Source organism: Bacillus sp. FSL W8-1202 (genome assembly GCF_038006165.1).
In the GTDB taxonomy this organism is placed as follows: Bacteria; Bacillota; Bacilli; order Bacillales; family Bacillaceae; genus Bacillus; species Bacillus subtilis.
In genome coordinates this window covers 2,256,902-2,276,676 of sequence record NZ_JBBOUR010000001.1, presented here as the reverse complement: position 1 = coordinate 2,276,676, position 19,775 = coordinate 2,256,902, and the positions used below count along the sequence as shown (strand labels likewise).

Below are 19,775 nucleotides of genomic sequence, written 5' to 3'. Positions count from 1 at the left end.
CTGGTAAATTCCTAAATATAGGTATAATTTTTTATAAATTTGGAAAATGAAAGTGGTAAATGCAATAAGAAGTAAATAAGAGAAAACATTAATTTATATTGGGAGGAAATCGTCTTAAAATTAGTCGTTAACATCTTTTTTGTTAATGGTTAATGAATGATCGGTATCTCTAACAGCAGCATAAAAAAAATCTTTGATTTGAAGATATCCCTTTGCCTTTAGTTCTTCCTTTAACCACTTTTCATTTTTGTTGATAAATTTTAATTTACGCTTTTGCACTTTCCCTTCAATGACAACGGCTATGGGTAATCCGCGGTATTCCACTTTCATATGTAAATCTTTTGGAGTAATAGGAACTAATTCTTTTCTTGGAAAAATGCTAATTTCACCTGTTGCTTCCAAAATCGCATATTCATTATCGTGAATATCCGGATATCCTGTTGTTCTTAAATTAGACAACAGCTCAGGTAAAGGATATCTACTTTCCTTTAACTTTCGATTAAGATAAAAAAAGAATCGCTCCAAAATCATGAGGGGTAAGTTGGGCTAGAGCTGATTTCCCTAAAATATTTACTGCTACAATAAACACAATATAGATAAAAATAACTTTAACTAAAAAAATAGACACTTCTAACACCTCGTAAAAAAAATTCACCTTAGTCCGAAATTGGACTAAGGTTTTTAAACTTATTTCAATTAAAAATGGTATCTTTTTTTCGTCATGTATGAATCTAAGCTAAATCCTTATCCTTTTAAAATAGGGGTCACTTTATCAATGGCTTCTTGTAATTTTTCACTGTTTAACCTATACATTTGTTTGGCGTCTTTTGATTCCGTTCCAAGAGCAAATAGTTCTAAGTCTGCTTGACATTTTTTCAAGGTTGAAAGAATTAAGGGTCTTTCTTGTGGGGGTGCGACTTGTAATTTATCGTCAAACAGATCAATCGTTAACTCTCCGTAAGAATTAACCTGTCCCAGAAATACATTTTCAATCGTTACCCCTAGTTTTTCTAATTCAGTTTGTAGCCAAGCCCGACTTCGTCCAATCGTGGCTAGTGGTTCATCCATTATTGTACCATCCATAATAATGGTCTGAGGCTCCTTGATTGAAGCAACCTTCAAGTTTATATCCTTTGCTGTTAAAGGTTGATTTTCTTTCTTTAGCATCACAGATAAATCACCTGTTGCCTCTAAAACAGCAAATTCTACATCAGAGACTTGAAAGACATCCTTCTTGCGAAGGAGATCTAACAGTTCATCTGTCGTATATCTTTCCTTTTTTAAATTATCTTCCATAATCTTCCCATCTTTGATAAATACAGTTGCTTTTCCTTCTATAAAATTGCGAAAACGTTTACTTTTTAATGAAATTAAACCAGCGAAAAAGGGAATAGCCGCAAAAATGACAATTCCAATAATTCCGTGAAAAATGTTCCGTTCAAGTCCTATAGTTACTTCTGCACCAATATTCCCAATAGAAATACCGGTGACATATTCAAAGAAAGTTAGTTCGGAAATTTGCTTTTTCCCTAACCATTTTGTAACGAAAAATAAAAGAGCAACAAATAATGCTGAGCGTACAGCTATATCTAACCATTCAGGCACTGCTTACACCTCCTGTAAATATAGTTTTTCTAGAAACCTTTGTACTGAAGTTCCTCTCCTTCTAGTTCTCCTACTCTTTTTTTTAAATCTTTTGTTACTTCGTGTACTACCATCATAGCCTCATGCAAAGTTCGCTTCGATTCATCATCAAGAGTCCGTAATGCTAAACTTGAGAGACTTGCTTCTACCCCTTTTAGACTGGCAAAACACTGTTTAACATCTGATCCTACTGTCATCCTAATTCTCCTTATCCTTTTGGCTTAAAAATTAAAGCTCCTATCATGCCGAAAACAATGGAAGCTGTAATACCAGAACTAGTTACTTCAAACATTCCTGTCAGTACACCAACTAACCCATGTTTTTCTGCTTCCTGCACCGCACCATGAACAAGTGAATTCCCAAAATTTGTAATCGGAACGGTAGCCCCTGCCCCAGCAAAATCAATCAAAGGCTCGTATAGTCCAAATCCATCTAAAAGCGCCCCAATCACTACAAGAGCACTTAAGGTATGACCTGGTGTCAATTTAAATACATCAAACATAATTTGCCCAATGATACAAATTAAACCGCCTACGACAAAAGCCCAAAAATAGATCATGTTAATTGTTCACCTCCGTATTCAATTGACACTGCATGGGCGATACAAGGAATTGTTTCATTTTGCTGAAAGGACAACGGTGAAAGCAAAGCACCTGTAGCCACAACTAACATGCGTTTAAATTCACCATTTTTCATGCGGTTTAATAAATGCCCATAAACTACCGTTGCTGAACAGCCAGCACCGCTTGCCCCTGCAAGAACAGGTTGTCCTTCCCGATAAATCATAAGGCCACAATCTTGGTATTGTTCTTCACTAATAGGAGTTCCATGCTTTTTAAATAGATCCATGGACACTTCCTGTCCGATTTGGCCAAGGTCACCGGTTACAATTAAATCGTAATAAGATGGCTCAACATTTCGTTCCTTTAAATGGGCTTCAATGGTATCAACCGCAGCTGGCGCCATAGCTCCTCCCATGTTAAATGGATCTGTCAATCCCATATCGATTACACGACCAATTGTGGCAGATGTGACATGAGGTCCTTCCCCAGAATCACTTAATAGGGCTGCACCTGCACCAGTAACCGTCCATTGTGCCGTAGGTGGCTTTTGTCCACCATACTCAGTTGGATACCGAAATTGTTTTTCAACAGCTGTATCATGACTGGAAGCTCCTGTTAACAAATATTTCGCTCCTTTTGTATTTACAATATAAGCACCTAGAGCCAGTCCTTCCATCGAGGTAGAGCAAGCACCGAATAAGCCAAAATAAGGCGCTCCAATCGTTCTGCTAGCGAAACTTGTTGGGGTGATTTGATTGATTAAGTCCCCAGCTAGGATAAATTGAACTTGATCCTTTTGTATGCCCCCTTTTTCCATGGCTTTTTGGCAAGCCTCTTCAAAAAGGATTTTATGTGCTTTCTCATAGGAATCCTGCCCAAGCCATAAATCAGCATGAAGAGTATCGAAATCATCTGGGATAGCACCATTGGCTTCAAATGGTCCACCAACGGTTCCAGTGGAGATAATGACAGGCTTTTGTTCGAAGATCCATGTACGATGACCTGCTAGCATTATAAACCACCCCACTGGATTAAAGTGGTTTTAATTAAGGCAATGACAAAAGCAGAAAAAACACCAAATAAAATAACCGCCCCCGCTAATTTAAATATGTTGCCACCTACGCCCAGTACAAATCCTTCGCTTCGATGCTCAATGGCAGGCGATATAACCGCATTGCCAAAACCTGTTACAGGTACAGCTGTTCCAGCCCCACCAAATTGGGCCATTCGATCATATACGCCAAAACCAGTAAGAAGCATTGTAATAAAAATTAACGTACCCACCGTCGGATTTCCGGCCGTTTGCTCAGTAAAATCGAAATAATAAATGTAAAAGTCTGAAATAAGCTGACCAATCAAACAAATAAGTCCACCGATTAAAAAGGCCTTAATACAATTTTTAACAACCGGTCTTTTGATCTCTCGTTGTTTTTGCAATTTTTGATATTCCTGTTGCACAGGAGTAAGTTGTTTCTTTTGATTGTTAGACATAACTCGATCCTTCCTCTTTAGGTTTGTTCCTTCATAAGACTTTTCAGTTTGTGCCCGATTTTTTGAATAAACCCTTGCTGAAGCGTTTTGTTAGGCGCTTCAAAAATCAGCCTGTTGATATCAATATCCGAGGAAATGATGTCGTCAACAATTTGAAACCTGACATCGCCGCTGCTGGAACAGATCCCTCCCGTTCCGCTTTCTCTGGCTTCTGTAATCACTTTTTCCGCGCCCGCTTCCATATCCTCAACGATATATTCAAGCCATTCCTCAGAGCTTTGCCGGCTTGCTAATTCCGCATCCTTGCTGCCCACCTCACTGAGCACAAGAAATTCATCAGAAAAATCGGCAATGAAAGCCGCTTTCTCTTTATTTGTCATCGGGAGCGTACCGTTTGAGATCTCAATATATTCACAGCCGAAATAGGTGCAATACCGATGAAATTCATTCACTTTTTTCTGGCTTACGTACTTTTCGAACAGTGTGCCGCCAAAGAAAAATGTAATGTCATGTTCTTTCAGTGTGCTGATTTTTTCTTCAAGATCTTTCGTAAGTAATGATGTGCCCCAGCCGAATTTTACAAAATCAATATAGTCGGACGCTCCGGCTATGACATCTTTGAAAAATTGCAAGGGATAGCCGTTATCAATTAAAATGGACTGCCCGGTTTCTCTCGGCTTGTTTGTTCTCACTGGCAATTCTAGTGAAAAATCATTCATATTATGACCCTCTCTATCGTTGGAACTTCTCCATCTTGTTTCACTTTCATCACAAAATCGCCCGTCAGTTCTTTTGTACAGTAAACGATGTCTTCCGAATCAAATAATGGCTGGCGGCTGTCAAAAAACTTCTCCGCAACAGAAGAGCGTTTTATTCTTTGAATCGCCTCCGCAGCCGTTACCGCATTTGTCCCTTCAATGATGCCTTTGATATACTCCGCACATGCCATATCGTCATCACCGGATGGATGGGAAGCCACAATGTTTATGACACAATCGTTTGCGGCGAGCTTTTTCACATGCTGTGCCGTTGTTTTGGCATTGGAAAATCCAGTTACGAACAGATGCTTTGCGTTCAGCGCCCCCAATGCTGCTGTGACGCCGTTTGTTGTTTTCTGGATCAGGCTTTTATCCGTCATATTCTGCCCAGCCATACGTTTTGGAGAATTATCTAAATCAAATCCGCTGATACCGACCCCCTTTTCCTCTCCCGTCAAAACATAATCCGGATAGGTGTCTTTCAGCGCAAAGGCTTCATCAGCTGTCCGGACCAACAAAATCTCTTTCGCCCCGCCAATAAACGCATAATGGGCGACCGTAAAGGCTCTGATGACATCAATGACGATGTTAATATCAGCCGGTGCAAGCGAATGATGATGCCCCTGATAAATGGCAATCGGCATACTACCTCTCCTTGGGCATAAAACCATTTTGCTAAAAAGCATATTCAGCCGGGCTCTTAATGGTTCCGCACCTCATTTTAGGCGGGCGCGGCACGTAAAAACCCTGAACCTTTATGCAAAAAATGAATAGTCTGCCTATAACTCGATCAATAGATAAAAAGCAGATACAAACGGGGGAAAACATTGAACGAAACCATCACATATGACACATGGAACGACATGCTGTCCAAACAGGTAACGGATCAATTGATCGATGAGCTCGATGTGTTGAAATGGGCTTACCGAACGTACGGAGAAAAGATTGTGTACGCCTGCAGCTTTGGCGCAGAAGGAATGGTGCTTCTCGACTTAATATCAAAAATCAACAAAAACGCACACATCATCTTTTTGGATACCGGGCTTCATTTTCAGGAAACATATGAGCTGATCGAGACCGTCAAAGAACGAAATCCGGGATTTGCAATCCAAATGCTCGAACCCGAGCTGAGCTTAACAGAACAGGGGACGAAGTACGGCGGAGAGCTGTGGAAGCATAACCCGAACTCTGCTGCCAATTGCGGAAAATCGAACCGCTCAAAAAGCACCTGTCCGGCATGACAGCTTGGATTTCAGGACTGCGCCGGGATCAGTCACCAACGAGAAAGCATATTCAATACGTAAACCTGGACCAGAAGTTTGAGCTCATCAAAATTTGCCCGCTCATCCACTGGACATGGGATGACGTTTGGACGTACATCCGCCTGCACAATTTGCCTTATAACAAACTGCACGATCAACATTACCCGAGCATAGGCTGTGAAATGTGTACATTGCCTTCCCCGGACCCGAACGATGAGAGGGCTGGAAGATGGGCCGGACGGGAGAAAACAGAATGCGGCCTGCATCAGGAATAGCGGATGGCAGGTTCTTGATGTGAGAGTCGAAATGATGTTGAGGCGCTGATGTCAAACTTTCATTAACTGCAGCAAAGAAAACAAGGAAACGTATAATTGGAGGTTGAACACGTTGAATGGAAACGAACCCCATGGAGGGGTATTAATCAACCGCTGTGATCCCGCATGCCATTTTGAGGGGTGCGCGTGCCAAGCAGAGCTGGATCAGCTTGCACTGAGTGATCTGGAGCTTATCGCGATCGGCGGATACAGCCCGTTAACAGGTTTTTTGGGAGAAAAAGATTATCATTCCGTTGTGAAAGAGATGAGGCTGGCAAACGGCTTGCCGTGGAGCCTGCCGATTACACTGCCTGTCGGAGAAAAAACAGCAAAACAGCTGTCTGCCGGAGATCACGTCAAGCTTGTGTAAGACGGTGTTACCTACGGCATGATCACAGTCACCGATATATACCAGCCTGATAAAACACAAGAAGCACTGTCTGTTTTTAAAACAAACGATCCTGCCCACCCAGGCGTAAAAAAATTGCTGGCGCGCCCGGATTACTATATCGGAGGGCCTATCACGGTCAGCCGCCTGCCTGACAAATCTTTCGAACAGTTTTATGCAACGCCCGCTGAAACAAGAGCCGCCTTTAAAAAACTCGGCTGGAAGACGATTGTCGGCTTTCAAACCAGGAACCCTGTTCACAGAGCGCATGAATACATTCAAAAAACAGCGTTAGAAACGGTCGACGGTCTGCTGCTTCACCCGCTTGTCGGAGAAACAAAGTCAGACGATATCCCCAGCGATATCAGAATGGAGAGCTACCAGGCTTTGCTTAATCACTATTATCCAAAGGATCGTGTCATGTTATCGGTTTTCCCTGCCGCCATGCGTTATGCAGGTCCGCGGGAAGCGATTTTCCATGCGCTCGTCCGAAAAAATTACGGCTGCACCCATTTTATTGTAGGCCGTGATCACGCGGGTGTCGGCAGCTACTATGGAACATACGACGCCCAAAATATTTTTCAATCATTCACAGAGGAAGAGCTGGGCATCAAGCCGCTGTTTTTTGAGCACAGCTTTTATTGCCGAAAATGCGGAAACATGGGCACCTCCAAAACATGTCCGCACAGCTCAAGAGACCACATCCACTTATCAGGCACAAAAGTGAGAGAGCTTCTCCGCCAAGGCAAAAAGCCGCCTAAAGAATTCAGCCGGCCTGGGGTCGCAGCCGTGCTGATCAAGGGACTTCACCAACAGCCTGTTGCCATCAAGCAAAACAGCGGGGAATTGCAATGACACACAATCCGAACATCATTTGGCATCCCGCTGCCATCTCAAAGTCTGACAGACAGTCCTTAAACGGACACAAAAGCTGCGTCCTCTGGTTTACAGGTTTGTCCGGCTCTGGAAAATCGGTGCTGGCCAATGCAGTCGATGAAAAGCTTTACCGCAAGGGCATTCAGAGCTACGTGCTTGACGGTGATAGTATCCGCCACGGCTTAAACAAAGATCTTGGATTTCAGACTGGTGACAGGATTGAAAACATCCGCCGGATCGGAGAAGTGGCGAAGCTGTTTGTCGACAGCGGGCAAATGATTTTAACGGCTTTTATTTCTCCATTCAGAGAGGATCGGGACATGGTTAGAGCGCTCTTTCCTAAAGGTGAGTTCTTCGAAATTTATGTGAAGTGCCCGCTGCATGTTTGTGAACAGCGCGATCCAAAAGAGCTTTATAAAAAAGCGCGAAACGGAAAGATCAAACATTTCACCGGGATCGATTCTCCGTATGAAGCGCCGCTTTCACCCGATTTCATCATTGAGTCAGACCAGACCTCTATTTCCGATGGAGCTGATCTCATCATTAACGCACTGCAAAACAGAGGAATTATATAAAAAACCCGATCAATGTCGGGTTTTTTCTTATGAGTTGGAGAACTGCGCAATCAAACTGTTAATCTTCTCTTTTTCCTCATAAAATGCTCCGTGCCCGCTGTTTGCAAACGGAACCAATTCCGACTGTTTGATGCCGCGCTTCAATACTTTCGCAAAATCAAACGGCGCAATTCTATCCTTTCTCCCGTGCAGGATCAGCGTCGGCTCCTTGATTGCAGCAAGTTCCTTTCTGAGATCTTCATCTCTTAATGCGATGCCCGAGTGGATCGTCCCGTAGGAGGAGGCCTCCAGCATCAAATTGAGAAACCACTGTCTAAGCTCTGGAGACACTTTTTTCTCAAAAAACTGTTTTCCTAAATCAGCAAGCGTTTTTGGCCGATCACTTTTGAATAGTTCAATCATGTCGTCAATATCCTGCTTCCTCATCCCGTACGGATATCCCGGGCGTTTTGTAAACGCGGGGGCCGCCGCAGACAGTAAAATCAGCTTATCAACATCGGCTCCTTCATGCCTTGCCATATAACGGATTGCAATGGCGCAGCCCATTGAAAAACCGGCAAGAATCGCATTCTCAAGCTGCAGCGTATAAATGACTGCTTTCACATCATCGGCCATCGTGTCATAATCGTAGCCTTCCCAAGGGCGGTCAGATTGCCCATATCCCCGCAAATCAACGCCGATAAAACGAAATCCCCTTTTCGGAAGCTCATTCATTTGATATTCAAACATCTTATGATTCAACGGCCACCCGTGCAAAAAGATGATCGGCCTTCCATGTCCGATATCCTCTACAAACAGTGTCACATGCTCCTCGGTTTTGACGTAATGCCCCATTCCGCATTCCTCCTGTTCCCTTTGGCTTTTTCGCCCTGTAAACGCCTTGACGTATAGGAAGCTTTCCATTTATGCTTACAAAACAAGCGGGCTGCTGTACCAAGAAAAGGCTCTTCACGATTTACTATATGTATCAATTTCCTTAACGATCTATTAAATTGAACCCGGAAGCCTCTGTTTTTCGGACAGCAAAGGATGTCATCACATGAATAAAATCGCAATTCAAAAACCGAACATACCGGAAAACCTGCAAACCGCAGATTTTCATGATGCCGTGACGCAGGATGATGTAATCAGCATGCATTTGTTTGAAGATTGTACCATCTGCGGAGAAGATATCGAAAGACTCTGTGTTGAAAAAACGGTATTCAGAAATGTCGTCTTTATCGATGTGTCTTTTCGGCATATTGAACTGACCGATGTGATCTTTGAAAAATGTGATTTATCAAACGCCGATTTCAGCGGGGCTGTCATTCACAGAACTTCAGTTAAGCAGTCAAAAATGGTTGGAATGAATGTGGCGGAAGCAACGCTGCGAAATGTTTCATTCGAGGAATGCCACGGACATTTCAGCTCATTTTCGTACTCAAATATGAAACAAGTTCGATTTGATCACTGTGCTCTTATGCAAAGTGAATGCAGCAATACGGTGCTCCAGCAGACACACTTTGACGGATGCGAATTAGAAGGCGCCAGCTTTACCGGCACGTCCCTTCAAAACATGGACATCAGCACGTGCCGTTTTGAACAGCTTCATGTCTCCCTCGACAAATTGAAAGGCTGCAAAATCGCACCAGAGCACGCGATTGCCTTCGCCAGGGCACTGGGAGCTGTCATCGTATAACCAAAGCTTAGGACATCATCAGGCAGCGTGCTGTTTCAGCTGCCGCTTTAATGCCAGTTTCCAAATCTCCAAGAGATGCATAGGAATATGACAGCCTGATGCTGTTTCGGTCTTCACCGTCATAAATGTAGCCGGGATTCACAAGCACCTGCCGTTTCAGCAATCCATAAAAGAAACGGCTGACAGGCAGGTTTTTGTGAAATGTCACCCAAATATAAAAGCCGCCTGCGGGAATCCGCCACGTGGCAATGTCCCCGGCATACCGCTCAAGAAAATGAACGGCGGCGTCTCTCCTTTCTTTAAGCTTCCTGCGTACCCAAGTCAGATGCTCTTCATAATACCCCTGTGACAGCCACTCGGCAGCCGCCCACTGGGACAGGCCGCTTGATCCGTAGTCTGTCTGCATTTTAATGTCCGCCAGCCTTTCAATAACCGGCTCCGGACCGGCAAGCCAGCCGATTCGCAGACCGGGGCTAACCGTTTTTGAAAACGTGCCCAGATACAGAATATTGCCCTCATGATCCATTGCTTTCAACGGCTGCGGAGGTTTTTCTTCAAACCATAAATCACCGTACGCATCATCCTCAATGATGGGCAGCTGCTCTTTTTTTGACAGGCTGATGATCTCTTTCCTTCGCTGCTCTGACATGACTGTGCCTGTCGGATTATGAAACGACGGAATCGTGTAAAGCAGCTGTCCTCCATATTGTTTTCGATTAGAAGAAACAAGCCCCGCTTTGACCCCTTCATCATCCATCGGCAAGCCGCGAAGCCGCATCCCAGCTGATTGAAATACATGCAAGGATTGAAGGTAGGACGGCTTCTCCGTCAAAATGACAGAATCTCGTTTTAAAAGTCCAATTGAGATGAGCTGAAGTGCCTGAAGTGCACCGGACACAATTAAAATTGCAGACGGTGACACATGGATCTTCTTTCCTTTTAAATGGTCGGCCACTGCCTCCCGCAGCTGACGGTTTCCTTTCGGCTGCTCATATCCTAAAGACAGGGCGCCCGGATTGATTTGCTGAAACATCCGTCCAATTGTGTCAGCAGGCACAAGATCCGGTGATAGTTCTCCAGTTCCTAATCTGATGATATCCGCTCTTGGTTCGTTCTGATTAATAGCTTGAATGATGGAAGAATTGGCGCGATGAATGCCCGAACGGACGTAATCGCTCCAATCAAGCGGTGGCTCAGCCGCCAGCACGCTCCAAGTACTGTTTACAACCTTCGTACCGCCGCCTCTTCTTCCCTCTAACAAGCCTTGAGACGTGAGTTCATCTATAGCTGCTGTGACTGTGCTGCGGTTGACTTGAAACATGTCGGCCAGCGTTCTCTGTGAGGGGATTTTCGTCCCTACAGCCCACTCTCCGTGAAGAATCTTGTCTTTCATATATTGTTCGATCTGCCGATGCAGCGGAATATCCGACTTTCGGCTTGGCTGCCATTGCGACAAGGTCATGCCCCCCTTTTTTACACATTATACATTTGGCTGGTTTCTAACCCAACCAAATGGCTGGAGACTTTAGTGACAATCTCTCTTATGATTGAAAAAAAATGTGAAAGGAGCTTTTTCAGCATGAATGCAATCATTCACGGAATTGTGCTCGCGTTTGGCTTAATTTTGCCGCTGGGAGTGCAGAATGTGTTTATTTTTCAGCAAGGCGCGTGGCAAAAGCATATTTGGCGGGCTCTCCCAGCTGTCATCAGTGCTTCAGTCTGCGATACCCTGTTAATCGTATTAGCCGTTGCGGGCGTATCTGTCATTGTGCAGGAGCTGCCTGTGTTTGAGACAGTCATGATGGCCGGCGGATTTTTATTTTTGCTTTATATGGGCTGGGTGACTTGGAACAGTCGTCCGAACACAAGCCAAAACGAGAAACATACGTTCACACCAAAAAAGCAAGCTGCGTTTGCGGCCGCTGTTTCTCTTTTAAACCCGCATGCCATTCTGGACACGATCGGCGTCATCGGCACGAGCTCTCTTCAATATTCGGGGCTTGAGAAATGGCTCTTTATGGCCGCCTGCATCGCTGTGTCTTGGATTTGGTTCATCAGCCTTGCAATAGCGGGTCGGTTGTTTCAGACGATAGATACGAGCGGCAGGCTTATGCTGATCGTAAACAAATGCTCTGCAGCGGTAATGTGGGCAGCGGCAGGATATTTTGGGGTGTCACTCTTTTGCAATTGAAAGAGAAACAGATGAAAAAAACGAATTTCTTAGAAAAGGGGGCATGCTGATGACTGATGCAAAACAGTTTTATGACTATCATTCTTGGGCAAACAAGAAAATATTTACCCATATCGAAAACCTGCCGGAGGAAACTGCCTATCAAGAAGTAAAGAGCGTATTTCCTTCTGTCAGCGACGTGCTGCTTCATATGTGCAGGGCTGACTACATTTGGCTGAATGTTCTTTCGGGAGTGGCCTACCAAGAGATTATAGACAGCGCAGGCAAATTAGAGTCCGCGCAAGGTAATATGGCAGCGATTAAACAGCACGCTGCCGAGCTGGAGTCACAGTATCATGATTTCTTCAGCCGCCAGACGGACTTAGAACAGACCTTCACAATGCAGCATCCGAAACTAGGTACACTGGAATCAACCTATGCAGACACCATCCTGCATGTGGTCAATCACGGGACTTACCATAGAGGGAACGTAACCGCCATGCTGAGACAGCTGGGCCATTCAGGCGTACCTACTGATTATATGTACTATTTATATGAGTTATATGAGAAAAGAGAAAGCAAGGGCTAAAATGTCCTTGCTTTTTTTTGCGGAAAGCCTCAAATGCAACATATTAGCTTTTACATACCTGTATAAGCGCGCTTCACATCTAGCTGTACCGGCCTGCCGCTTCGAAAGGAATTAGTTGCTGCGATGCCCACTTCTAAATTGATCGTCGCATCAATATCAGTCACAATCGGTGTTTTTCCATTCCGGACACACTCGGCGAAATGCTGAAGCTCTAAGCAGTAGGCTTCATGAAAACGAGTTTGAAAGTCTGGAATGATATCAAAACTGCTCCCTTTAGCCGATAGGATGGTCACATGTTGATGTCTCAATGTCCCTATGAAAATACTGCCCTCTGTCCCGATCACCTCCGCCCGGATGTCATGTCCGTATGGAGAGGTTCTGCTTGCCTCGACGTCCCCCGCTGCGCCGGAGTCAAATTCAATATACGTCAGCGCCTGATCCACATCGCCATACTGCTCCATAAACGGATTGTTCAGAATCCTGCCGTGTCCTGAAACAGAAGTGATTTCCGCCCCTAGCAAATAACGGGCAATATCATAGTCATGGATGGAACAGTCGATGAAAATTCCACCGCTGTGTTTGATAAATTCTGCGGGAGGCGCGCCTTGGTCGCGCGTAAAGCCTTTATAATAGATAGGTTTGCCGATTTCTCCAGCGTCGATCCGCCGTTTGGCATCTGCGTATGCGGGATCGAATCGTCTCATAAAGCCGACTTGGCAGATGACACCTGTCTCTTTCACTTTTTCAGAAACTGCTCTTGATTCCTCAAGGCTTAATGTCAGCGGTTTTTCAACGAAGATCTGTTTGCCGTTCTCGGCTGCTTTGATGATCATATCACCATGTGTGCTTGTCGGCGTTACGATAATGACAGCATCAATGCCGGGATCTTCTAACACTTCATAAGGGTCCTCTGACCATTTTTCGATACCGAATTCTCTGGCAACCTGCTCTGCTCTCCCTTTTAACGGATCACCGACACTAACCAGCTTTGCCCCCGGCACACTGGTGACGAAATTTTTCGCATGATAATAACCGAGCCTTCCTAATCCCAATACTGCACATCTTACTTGATGTTCCACGTCCCATCCTCTCCTTTATCTCATTTCAGGCTCGCTTCGAGAAAGCGCTTTCTCTTAACAGCTAAAAAAACAGCGGTTCTATCCGCTTTACCATTTTTGCGCAAGCGCTTTCTCAAAAGATGGTTTCATTTTACACTGCCTTTGGTTTACACGCAATATGTTTTTTGGCTTCAACTGTCATAATGAAAAAACCCGCTCATTAGCGGGCTCATGTGTTGAGCGGTGATGTAGAATGTCTGACTACAAGCTCAGGCGGAAGCACTATTTTTTGTTTCGCCTTTCGTTTTCCCTCTATTGCTTCTGCCAGCAGTTCGATGACGCTCCGCCCCATCTCTTTTATCGGCTGGGCTACGGTTGTCAGGGGCGGAGCCGCCATTTCTGCGAGTATCGTATTATCAAAACCAATGATAGAAAGATCATCCGGCACTTTTATGCCTCTTATTCTCGCAGCTTGTATGGCGGCACAAGCCAATACGTCGTTGAAGGCAAAAATAGCAGTCGGAGCGTTCCTGTCGAGCAATTTTCCCGCTTCTTCCTTGCCGCTTTCCAAGTAAAACCGCGTTTGGATGATAAGTGATTCATCAATGGGCACGCCCGCTTCCTCCATCGCCTGACGGAAGCCTTTGATTCTATTTTTTTCGCCTGTCGTTGACCCGTCTCCGATAATGCAGGCGATGTTCGTGTGGCCGAGTGACAGAAGATGCTTGGCAGCCACATATCCGCCACGAACGTCATCTATCACAACAATATCCATCGGAAGAAGCGGCTTATCCTGAGAAATCATGGCAATCGTAATGTGTTCACTGGCGATTTCCTCCAAAGCAGACATACTGTCATGGCTTTCAATCCCTGTTGCAAAAATAATGCCATCCACCTTTTTCTGCTTCAAAACAGAAAAATACTTTGTTTCTTTTTTCGGATCGTAATCGGTGCTGCAAATCAAGATTTGAAAACCGAGCTCATCCGCTCTTTCCTCAATGCTTTTGGCCAGTTCGCCGTAAAACGGATTTGAAATATCAGGCGCCACGAGAGCAATCATATTCGTTCGTTTTCCCGTTAAAGCCGCGGCGTGAACATTGGGCGTGTATGCCATTTCATTCATGACATTCATGACCTTCTGCCGTGTTTTATCGCTGATTCTCCCCGTATTGTTTATCACACGGGACACAGTTGTGATCGAGACACCCGCCGCCTTTGCCACATCGTAAATTGTTGTTTTCATGTTCATCCCTCGTCTGGTTATTGAACTTTCCGGCTGACAATTTTCCGGTATTCAATTGGTGAAATGCCTTCTATCTGCTTAAAGAGTTTTGAAAAGTATGTCGGATCTTCCATTCCGACCGTTTCCGCAATAACGCCCATTTTATCATTTGTAGAGGATAAAAGACGCTTCGCTTCCGTCATTCTCACCCGGTTCGTGTATTGTGCCGGAGTTACGCCGAGCACCTGCTGCATGCAGCGGCTCACATAATCCTGATGATAGTGAAGGGCGAGCGACAGATCCTTGATTGTCGTCTTTTCCTTATAGTGCTCCTGTAAGTACCGGGCCGCCTCCCAGGCTACCCGCTCTTTCGCAGACGGTATTTGGAACGCTTCTTTTTGAAGATGCAGCATCAGCTCCTCAAATAAAATTTGCTTTCTGAGCGGCAAATCAGAGTTTTCCGCGGAGTAATCGATCAGCTTTTCAAACTGCTGCGCCATAAACTGCGGGCGCTGCACCTTGCCTTTTCTCGGCAAGGCCAATCCGTAGCGGGCCGGCTCTTCGAAGCTCCCTTTTTCCTGCTGAAGCTCAGACCAGTTGCTGCCTCCCTTTGCCGTAAATTCATATCGATGTTCATCGAAGTGAAGCCAATAGTAGGAGGTTGCTTCATCACTGCCCTTCGTCCCGTAGTGTTCAAGACCGGGAGAAAGCAAGATGTACTCGCCGCCTTCAACAGAAAACGATGTTTCATTTTCCGTTATATATAACGTTCCCTGTTTGACATATATCAGATCAAACACGGAGAATACACGTTTCACATGGGTTTCTCCTTTTTTAAAAACCCCTTCCCCAGCTGCGATAAATACCGGAAAAGGCGGGACTGTAAACAGGATGCGAGGCAATTGAATCATCCTCCTTTTTAAGTCGGATTTTTACAAGAAGTATCGTTTCTATCCCTTTTTATTATAAGGAAATGGAGGTACACTTTAAAACGTTGATTTTATTTACGAAAGGGGTTAGACACTATGAAACAAGCTGTCTTCAAATCAACTGCTTTGAAAAAACCCGCTGACAAAACGTTCTCATTATTTTCGCTTACTTGGCCGATCTTCATTGAGGTCTCATTATATATGTTTATGGGTAATGCCGATACACTGATGCTCAGCCAATACTCGGATAACAGCGTGGCAGCAGTCGGCGTCAGCAACCAGATTTTAAATTTAATTATCGTGATGTTCAGCTTTATCGCAACAGGAACGACCGTTATCATTTCGCAATTTCTAGGCTCACGGCAAAAGAAAGAAGCCATGGAAGTCGCTTATGTGTCAATCGGCGCCAACTTCTTCATCAGCCTGGCCATCAGCGCCGTCGTCTTTTTCGCGGCTGTCCCTCTGCTTCATATGATGGGATTATCAGACGCACTGATGCCTGATGCGAAAGTCTTTTTACAAGTTGTCGGAGGTCTGTCCTTTATTCAGGCTTTAATCATGACATTCAGCGCGATCTTAAAAAGCTATGGCTATACAAAAGATACAATGTTTGTCACTATCGGCATGAACATTTTAAACATTGCCGGAAACTTTGTTGTGATTTTCGGTTTGTTCGGCTTTCCTGTTCTCGGCGTTGCCGGTGTGGCGATGTCTACATCTATCGCCCGCGTCATCGGATTAATCGCGATGATTGTGATTGTCAACAAACGCATTCAGCTGAAGATGTCGCTGAAAAAAGTCTTTCATATGCATAAAGAGCATTTGCGCAAGCTGCTGAAAATCGGCATCCCTTCTGCGGGAGAGCAGCTGTCATACAACCTGTCACAAATGATTGTCACGTATTTTATCGCGATCATGGGCGCGCAGGCGTTGACAACAAAAGTGTATACGCAAAATATTACGATGTTTATTTTGCTGTTCGGCACTGCGATCAGCCAGGGTACACAAATCTTAATCGGCCGTTATATCGGCGGCAAACAATTTGATGCCGCTTATGAGCGCTGCATGAAGAGCTTATATTGGGCACTCGGAATTGCTGCGGCTACCTCTGTTTTGATGACGATCTTTTCAAAAGACCTGATCGGACTCTTCACACAAAGCCCTGACATTATAGCAACTGCAAGCCTATTGATTGCCATGACCATTATCCTTGAACCAGGCCGCTCGTTTAATGTCATTATCATTAACTCTCTGCGGGCCGCGGGGGATGCGAAATTCCCGGTTTACATGGCAATGATTTCTATGTGGGGCATCGGCCTCCCGCTTGCTTATCTTTTCGGCATCCACCTCGGTTTCGGTCTTGCCGGCATTTGGATTTCTTTTATCGCGGATGAATGGGTCCGGGGAATCTTAATGTACAGAAGATGGCGCTCACGTATCTGGATACAAAAAGGTATGGCGTAACACCCGGCTCAATCAAGGCCGGGTGTTTTTTAGATATCAGACAGAATCTGCTTCACTTCGGTCTCTGTGAGAGCGAAGTGATGTTGAAATACATCGTGCTGCTTCGCCCGGATTTTTTCTAAAACAGCCCGGTACAAATGAAGAGCAGCTTTCACCGTTTTTTGAGAATACTGCGGAAATAGCGGCAAGGCATCCTGACACTCTTCAAGGTAGGCTTCTGCTTCAAAAGCGATATACTCCCACGTCATTGTGAACGCCTTATTTACGGTGCCTTTTTGGAGATCAGCCTCTGTATAGCCGAATTGCTGCATTACTTCCCGAGGGATACGGCTTTTTTGCTGTTGGCCAGTGCCGATATCTCTCAGAATCCGAATCAGCTGAATCGCTAAACCGAGAGAACCGGCTGCATGTGTCAGCTGTTCCTGATGCCGGCGCGCCATAATCGGGAGCAGCATCAATCCGGCTGCGCCGCCTGTCTGATATGCGTGCATGAGCAATTCATCAAGGTTTCCAAACGGTTTATCTTCCGCTTTCTGTGCGGCAATGAACTCACGGAATGGCTCGCTGTCCAAAGTAAAGGTTTGGTACGCATGATCGAAAGCCTTCCACAAAAAATGATTCCCGTTATACGTTCCGGAAAAAACATCTTCCGCCTCAGCTTCAATGGCAGATAACGCCTTCTCGTCCGCATTGGCTGCCGTATGGTAAAACGCCATAACCGCCCAAACTGCCTGCCTTTGCTTCAGCGGAAGAAACGAAAATGCTTTGTAACAGGCTGGTTCGCGGGCGCTGACGATCTGGCCGCATTGCTGATAGGCTTCTTTTATCTCTTTCATTTCTTTTCACTCCTATGTATCACTGCTTCTTCAAGTCTATTATGTTTTCTCGCAATTGTATATGAAGAAAAGCCGATTCCTTTGAGCAGAATCGGCTTTTTCTTTATCCTTCATCAATATCAATGCGATACGCTTCAAACCATGTATGAATTTGAGCAAGATGGGCGATCAGCTGAGGCCCCTTCATGAGCTGCCCGAACCACGGCACCTTGAAGGAGGAGCCTTCCGTTTCTAAAAGCTGATCTAATTGTTTTCTGTCCAGCAAGGTATGGAGCACGGAGTCCTTTTGGCTTCTGATCGTTTTCAGCCATTCGCTCACGCCTTTTGTATATTCCGGATGGTGTGTTTTCGGATACGGGCTTTTTTTGCGATACAGAATGTCATCAGGCAAAATGCCCTCAAGCGCTTTGCGCAAAATGCCTTTTTCCCGATTGTCATGCATTTTCATTTCCCACGGAATATTCCAAACATATTCCACAAGCCGGTGATCGGCGAACGGCACCCGCACTTCCAGGCTCGCCCCCATGCTCATGCGATCCTTCCGATCCAAAAGGTTCGTCATAAACCAAAGCATATTTAAATAGAACAGCTGTCTTCTTGCTTTATCCACACCCGTTTCTTCGTCTAATAATGGCGTTTCTGCCAAGGTTTCTTCATATTTGGCATTTACGTATTCTTTCAGATTCAATTTTTTCTGCCATGAGTCAGAAAGCAGCTTGATCCGCTCCTCCGTTGATCTCATCCATGGAAAGCCAGACTCGACGTCAGCCATATGAAACCACGGATACCCGCCGAAAATCTCATCCGCGCACTCTCCCGACAGGCTGACGACAAAGTCCTTTTTGATTTCCCGGCAAAACCACAGCAGGGATGAGTCGACATCCGCCATTCCCGGCAAGTCTTTGACCAGTACAGCTTCCTCCAAATGATCAACGAGATCTTTTTGGCTGATGACGCATTTGTGGTGCGTTGTGCCGAAAGTCTCTGTCATTTTTTCAATCCATGGTCCGTCATCATTCGGCTGAAAAGCGCTTGCTTGAAAATATTTATCGTTCTCTTCGTAATCAATCGAATAAGTATGAAGCGGTGCTTTTCCTTCCTTTTCAAAATGGCCCGCCGCAATCGCTGTAATTGCGCTTGAGTCCAGACCGCCTGATAGGAATGTGCAAACCGGCACATCCGACACAAGCTGCCGCGTCACCGCGTCCTGAAATAACGATCTGACATTGGCAACCGTATCATTAAAACTGTCCGTATGTTTTTCGCTTTCAACATTCCAATAACGCCAAATATTAAGTCCGTCTTTGGAAAATGTCAGCGCGTGAGCCGGGCGGATTTCTTTTATGCCTTTAAATACGCCAGTGCCCGGGGTTCTGGACGGTCCAAGCCCGAAAATTTCAGAAAGTCCCGTTCTGTCCACTCGCGCTTTTATATCAGGGTGCGCGAGGATTGCTTTGATTTCCGACCCGAAGAGAAATGAAGAGCCTTCATTCGTGTAAAAAAACGGCTTTACGCCGAGACGGTCTCTCGCGGCAAACAGCAGATTACGCTTTTCATCCCACACAGCGAAAGCGAATATGCCATTGAGATGGTCGACACAGTCTTCCTGCCATTCGATGTAGCTGTGCAGAAGCACCTCGGTATCTGACGTACGCTCGAATTGATGGCCCCGCGCCCGCAATTCTTTGCGCAAATCTTCCGTGTTATAAAGCTCGCCATTGTAAATAATGGTGTAGGTATCCCCTTTATAGGTGCACGCCATCGGCTGGCGTCCGCCTTCAATATCAACAACTGCAAGTCTTTTATGTCCGAATAAAACATGGTGCTCCCCCCAAACGTTTGAATCATCAGGCCCTCGTTTGGAAAGAGTGTCTGTCATTCTGTCCATCGTTTGTTTTTCCTGGACGAGCTGCTTTTTAAAATCGACCCAACCCGTAATTCCACACATGTGACATCAG

At 45.2% G+C, this 19,775-nt stretch carries 17 protein-coding genes and 5 pseudogenes; 7 read left to right on the top strand and 15 right to left on the bottom strand.

Features of this window, described 5'->3' with window-relative positions; translation table 11 throughout:
- Positions 1-120: 120 nt before the first annotated feature.
- The 8 genes and pseudogenes from NSQ09_RS11775 to NSQ09_RS11740 form a co-directional block, all read right to left on the bottom strand.
- A pseudogene (locus tag NSQ09_RS11775) lies at positions 121-628 on the bottom strand (DUF421 domain-containing protein).
- 116 nt (positions 629-744) lie between these two features.
- On the bottom strand, positions 745-1,605 hold the full coding sequence (locus tag NSQ09_RS11770) for a DUF421 domain-containing protein (protein WP_129137575.1): 861 nt from the start codon (positions 1,603-1,605) through the stop codon (positions 745-747).
- 29 nt (positions 1,606-1,634) lie between these two features.
- Positions 1,635-1,841 carry a DUF1657 domain-containing protein gene (locus NSQ09_RS11765; RefSeq protein WP_009336483.1) on the bottom strand — a complete coding sequence of 69 codons (207 nt, stop codon included), beginning with the start codon at positions 1,839-1,841 and terminating at the stop codon, positions 1,635-1,637.
- Positions 1,842-1,852: 11 nt separating this feature from the next.
- The gene (gene spoVAE, locus NSQ09_RS11760; RefSeq protein ID WP_041332738.1) at positions 1,853-2,203 is read right to left on the bottom strand and encodes a stage V sporulation protein AE; all 351 of its coding nucleotides are present in this window, start codon (positions 2,201-2,203) and stop codon (positions 1,853-1,855) included.
- Positions 2,200-3,219 carry a stage V sporulation protein AD gene (gene spoVAD / locus NSQ09_RS11755; protein ID WP_013352386.1) on the bottom strand — a complete coding sequence of 340 codons (1,020 nt, stop codon included), beginning with the start codon at positions 3,217-3,219 and terminating at the stop codon, positions 2,200-2,202. Before spoVAD ends, spoVAE begins: the two co-directional genes overlap by 4 nt.
- The gene (gene spoVAC / locus NSQ09_RS11750) at positions 3,219-3,698 is read right to left on the bottom strand and encodes a stage V sporulation protein AC (protein WP_013352385.1); all 480 of its coding nucleotides are present in this window, start codon (positions 3,696-3,698) and stop codon (positions 3,219-3,221) included. The genes spoVAD and spoVAC overlap by 1 nt, the downstream gene beginning before the upstream one ends.
- A 53-nt stretch (positions 3,699-3,751) precedes the next feature.
- Positions 3,752-4,417: pseudogene (locus NSQ09_RS11745) on the bottom strand (phosphosulfolactate synthase); the annotation flags it as partial.
- A complete protein-coding gene (locus NSQ09_RS11740; RefSeq protein WP_017696557.1) occupies positions 4,414-5,100 on the bottom strand; it encodes a 2-phosphosulfolactate phosphatase in 687 nt (228 codons plus the stop codon). The gene NSQ09_RS11740 and the pseudogene NSQ09_RS11745, both read right to left, overlap by 4 nt.
- A gap of 183 nt (positions 5,101-5,283) precedes the next feature.
- On the opposite strand from NSQ09_RS11740, the pseudogene NSQ09_RS11735 reads away from it, so the two are divergent.
- The 3 genes and pseudogenes from NSQ09_RS11735 to cysC all read left to right on the top strand — a co-directional run bounded on the left by NSQ09_RS11735 (position 5,284) and on the right by cysC (position 7,871).
- Positions 5,284-5,993: pseudogene (locus NSQ09_RS11735) on the top strand (phosphoadenylyl-sulfate reductase).
- A gap of 112 nt (positions 5,994-6,105) precedes the next feature.
- Positions 6,106-7,275, top strand: a pseudogene (gene sat, locus NSQ09_RS11730) (sulfate adenylyltransferase).
- Entirely contained in the window at positions 7,272-7,871 is a 600-nt protein-coding gene (gene cysC, locus NSQ09_RS11725; protein WP_017696558.1) for an adenylyl-sulfate kinase, read from the top strand. Before sat ends, cysC begins: the two are co-directional and overlap by 4 nt.
- Positions 7,872-7,898: 27 nt before the next feature.
- On the opposite strand, the gene NSQ09_RS11720 is transcribed toward cysC, so the two are convergent.
- A complete protein-coding gene (locus NSQ09_RS11720; RefSeq protein ID WP_017696559.1) occupies positions 7,899-8,705 on the bottom strand; it encodes an alpha/beta fold hydrolase in 807 nt (268 codons plus the stop codon).
- Positions 8,706-8,910: 205 nt separating this feature from the next.
- On the opposite strand from NSQ09_RS11720, the gene NSQ09_RS11715 reads away from it, so the two are divergent.
- Positions 8,911-9,549 carry a pentapeptide repeat-containing protein gene (locus tag NSQ09_RS11715; protein WP_014479410.1) on the top strand — a complete coding sequence of 213 codons (639 nt, stop codon included), beginning with the start codon at positions 8,911-8,913 and terminating at the stop codon, positions 9,547-9,549.
- A gap of 7 nt (positions 9,550-9,556) precedes the next feature.
- Here the strand turns inward: NSQ09_RS11715 and NSQ09_RS11710 are convergent, their stop codons facing one another.
- Entirely contained in the window at positions 9,557-11,011 is a 1,455-nt protein-coding gene (locus NSQ09_RS11710; protein WP_326069341.1) for an aminotransferase-like domain-containing protein, read from the bottom strand.
- A gap of 66 nt (positions 11,012-11,077) precedes the next feature.
- Between NSQ09_RS11710 and NSQ09_RS11705 the strand changes: the two genes are divergently transcribed.
- Both NSQ09_RS11705 and NSQ09_RS11700 read left to right on the top strand, forming a co-directional pair.
- Positions 11,078-11,740: a LysE family transporter gene (locus NSQ09_RS11705; protein ID WP_015252394.1), complete on the top strand. Its 663-nt coding sequence runs from the start codon at positions 11,078-11,080 to the stop codon at positions 11,738-11,740.
- A 49-nt stretch (positions 11,741-11,789) separates the two neighbouring features.
- A complete protein-coding gene (locus NSQ09_RS11700; RefSeq protein ID WP_129137572.1) occupies positions 11,790-12,308 on the top strand; it encodes a DinB family protein in 519 nt (172 codons plus the stop codon).
- A gap of 50 nt (positions 12,309-12,358) precedes the next feature.
- Here NSQ09_RS11700 and iolX read toward each other — a convergent pair whose 3' ends face one another.
- From iolX to NSQ09_RS11685, 3 genes are all read right to left on the bottom strand, one after another.
- On the bottom strand, positions 12,359-13,387 hold the full coding sequence (iolX, locus tag NSQ09_RS11695; protein ID WP_017696561.1) for a scyllo-inositol 2-dehydrogenase: 1,029 nt from the start codon (positions 13,385-13,387) through the stop codon (positions 12,359-12,361).
- Between the two features lie 208 nt (positions 13,388-13,595).
- Positions 13,596-14,609 (bottom strand): transcriptional regulator DegA, encoded by a 1,014-nt coding sequence (degA, locus tag NSQ09_RS11690; protein WP_017696562.1) that lies wholly within the window; start codon positions 14,607-14,609, stop codon positions 13,596-13,598.
- A 17-nt stretch (positions 14,610-14,626) separates the two neighbouring features.
- Positions 14,627-15,490 (bottom strand): AraC family transcriptional regulator, encoded by an 864-nt coding sequence (locus tag NSQ09_RS11685; RefSeq protein ID WP_003245539.1) that lies wholly within the window; start codon positions 15,488-15,490, stop codon positions 14,627-14,629.
- A 123-nt stretch (positions 15,491-15,613) separates the two neighbouring features.
- Here NSQ09_RS11685 and NSQ09_RS11680 point away from each other — a divergent pair, with 123 nt between their 5' ends.
- Positions 15,614-16,981, top strand: a complete 1,368-nt coding sequence (locus NSQ09_RS11680; RefSeq protein WP_003233074.1) for an MATE family efflux transporter — start codon at positions 15,614-15,616, stop codon at positions 16,979-16,981.
- A 29-nt stretch (positions 16,982-17,010) separates the two neighbouring features.
- On the opposite strand, the pseudogene NSQ09_RS11675 reads toward NSQ09_RS11680, so the two are convergent.
- Both NSQ09_RS11675 and asnB read right to left on the bottom strand, forming a co-directional pair.
- A pseudogene (locus NSQ09_RS11675) lies at positions 17,011-17,840 on the bottom strand (phytoene/squalene synthase family protein).
- A gap of 80 nt (positions 17,841-17,920) precedes the next feature.
- Complete coding sequence (gene asnB / locus NSQ09_RS11670) at positions 17,921-19,765, bottom strand: asparagine synthase (glutamine-hydrolyzing) (RefSeq protein ID WP_326233870.1); 1,845 nt, start codon at positions 19,763-19,765, stop codon at positions 17,921-17,923.
- Positions 19,766-19,775 lie beyond the last annotated feature (10 nt).

Coding starts and splice junctions, on each gene's coding strand:
- spoVAE (WP_041332738.1), bottom strand. CDS start 2,203: ATGATCTATTTTTGGGCTTTTGTCGTAGGCGGTTTAATTTGTATCATT.
- NSQ09_RS11710 (WP_326069341.1), bottom strand. CDS start 11,011: ATGACCTTGTCGCAATGGCAGCCAAGCCGAAAGTCGGATATTCCGCTG.
- degA (WP_017696562.1), bottom strand. CDS start 14,609: ATGAAAACAACAATTTACGATGTGGCAAAGGCGGCGGGTGTCTCGATC.
- NSQ09_RS11740 (WP_017696557.1), bottom strand. CDS start 5,100: ATGCCGATTGCCATTTATCAGGGGCATCATCATTCGCTTGCACCGGCT.
- asnB (WP_326233870.1), bottom strand. CDS start 19,765: ATGTGTGGAATTACGGGTTGGGTCGATTTTAAAAAGCAGCTCGTCCAG.
- spoVAD (WP_013352386.1), bottom strand. CDS start 3,219: ATGCTAGCAGGTCATCGTACATGGATCTTCGAACAAAAGCCTGTCATT.
- NSQ09_RS11715 (WP_014479410.1), top strand. CDS start 8,911: ATGAATAAAATCGCAATTCAAAAACCGAACATACCGGAAAACCTGCAA.
- NSQ09_RS11700 (WP_129137572.1), top strand. CDS start 11,790: ATGACTGATGCAAAACAGTTTTATGACTATCATTCTTGGGCAAACAAG.
- spoVAC (WP_013352385.1), bottom strand. CDS start 3,698: ATGTCTAACAATCAAAAGAAACAACTTACTCCTGTGCAACAGGAATAT.
- NSQ09_RS11720 (WP_017696559.1), bottom strand. CDS start 8,705: ATGGGGCATTACGTCAAAACCGAGGAGCATGTGACACTGTTTGTAGAG.
- NSQ09_RS11765 (WP_009336483.1), bottom strand. CDS start 1,841: ATGACAGTAGGATCAGATGTTAAACAGTGTTTTGCCAGTCTAAAAGGG.
- NSQ09_RS11680 (WP_003233074.1), top strand. CDS start 15,614: ATGAAACAAGCTGTCTTCAAATCAACTGCTTTGAAAAAACCCGCTGAC.
- cysC (WP_017696558.1), top strand. CDS start 7,272: ATGACACACAATCCGAACATCATTTGGCATCCCGCTGCCATCTCAAAG.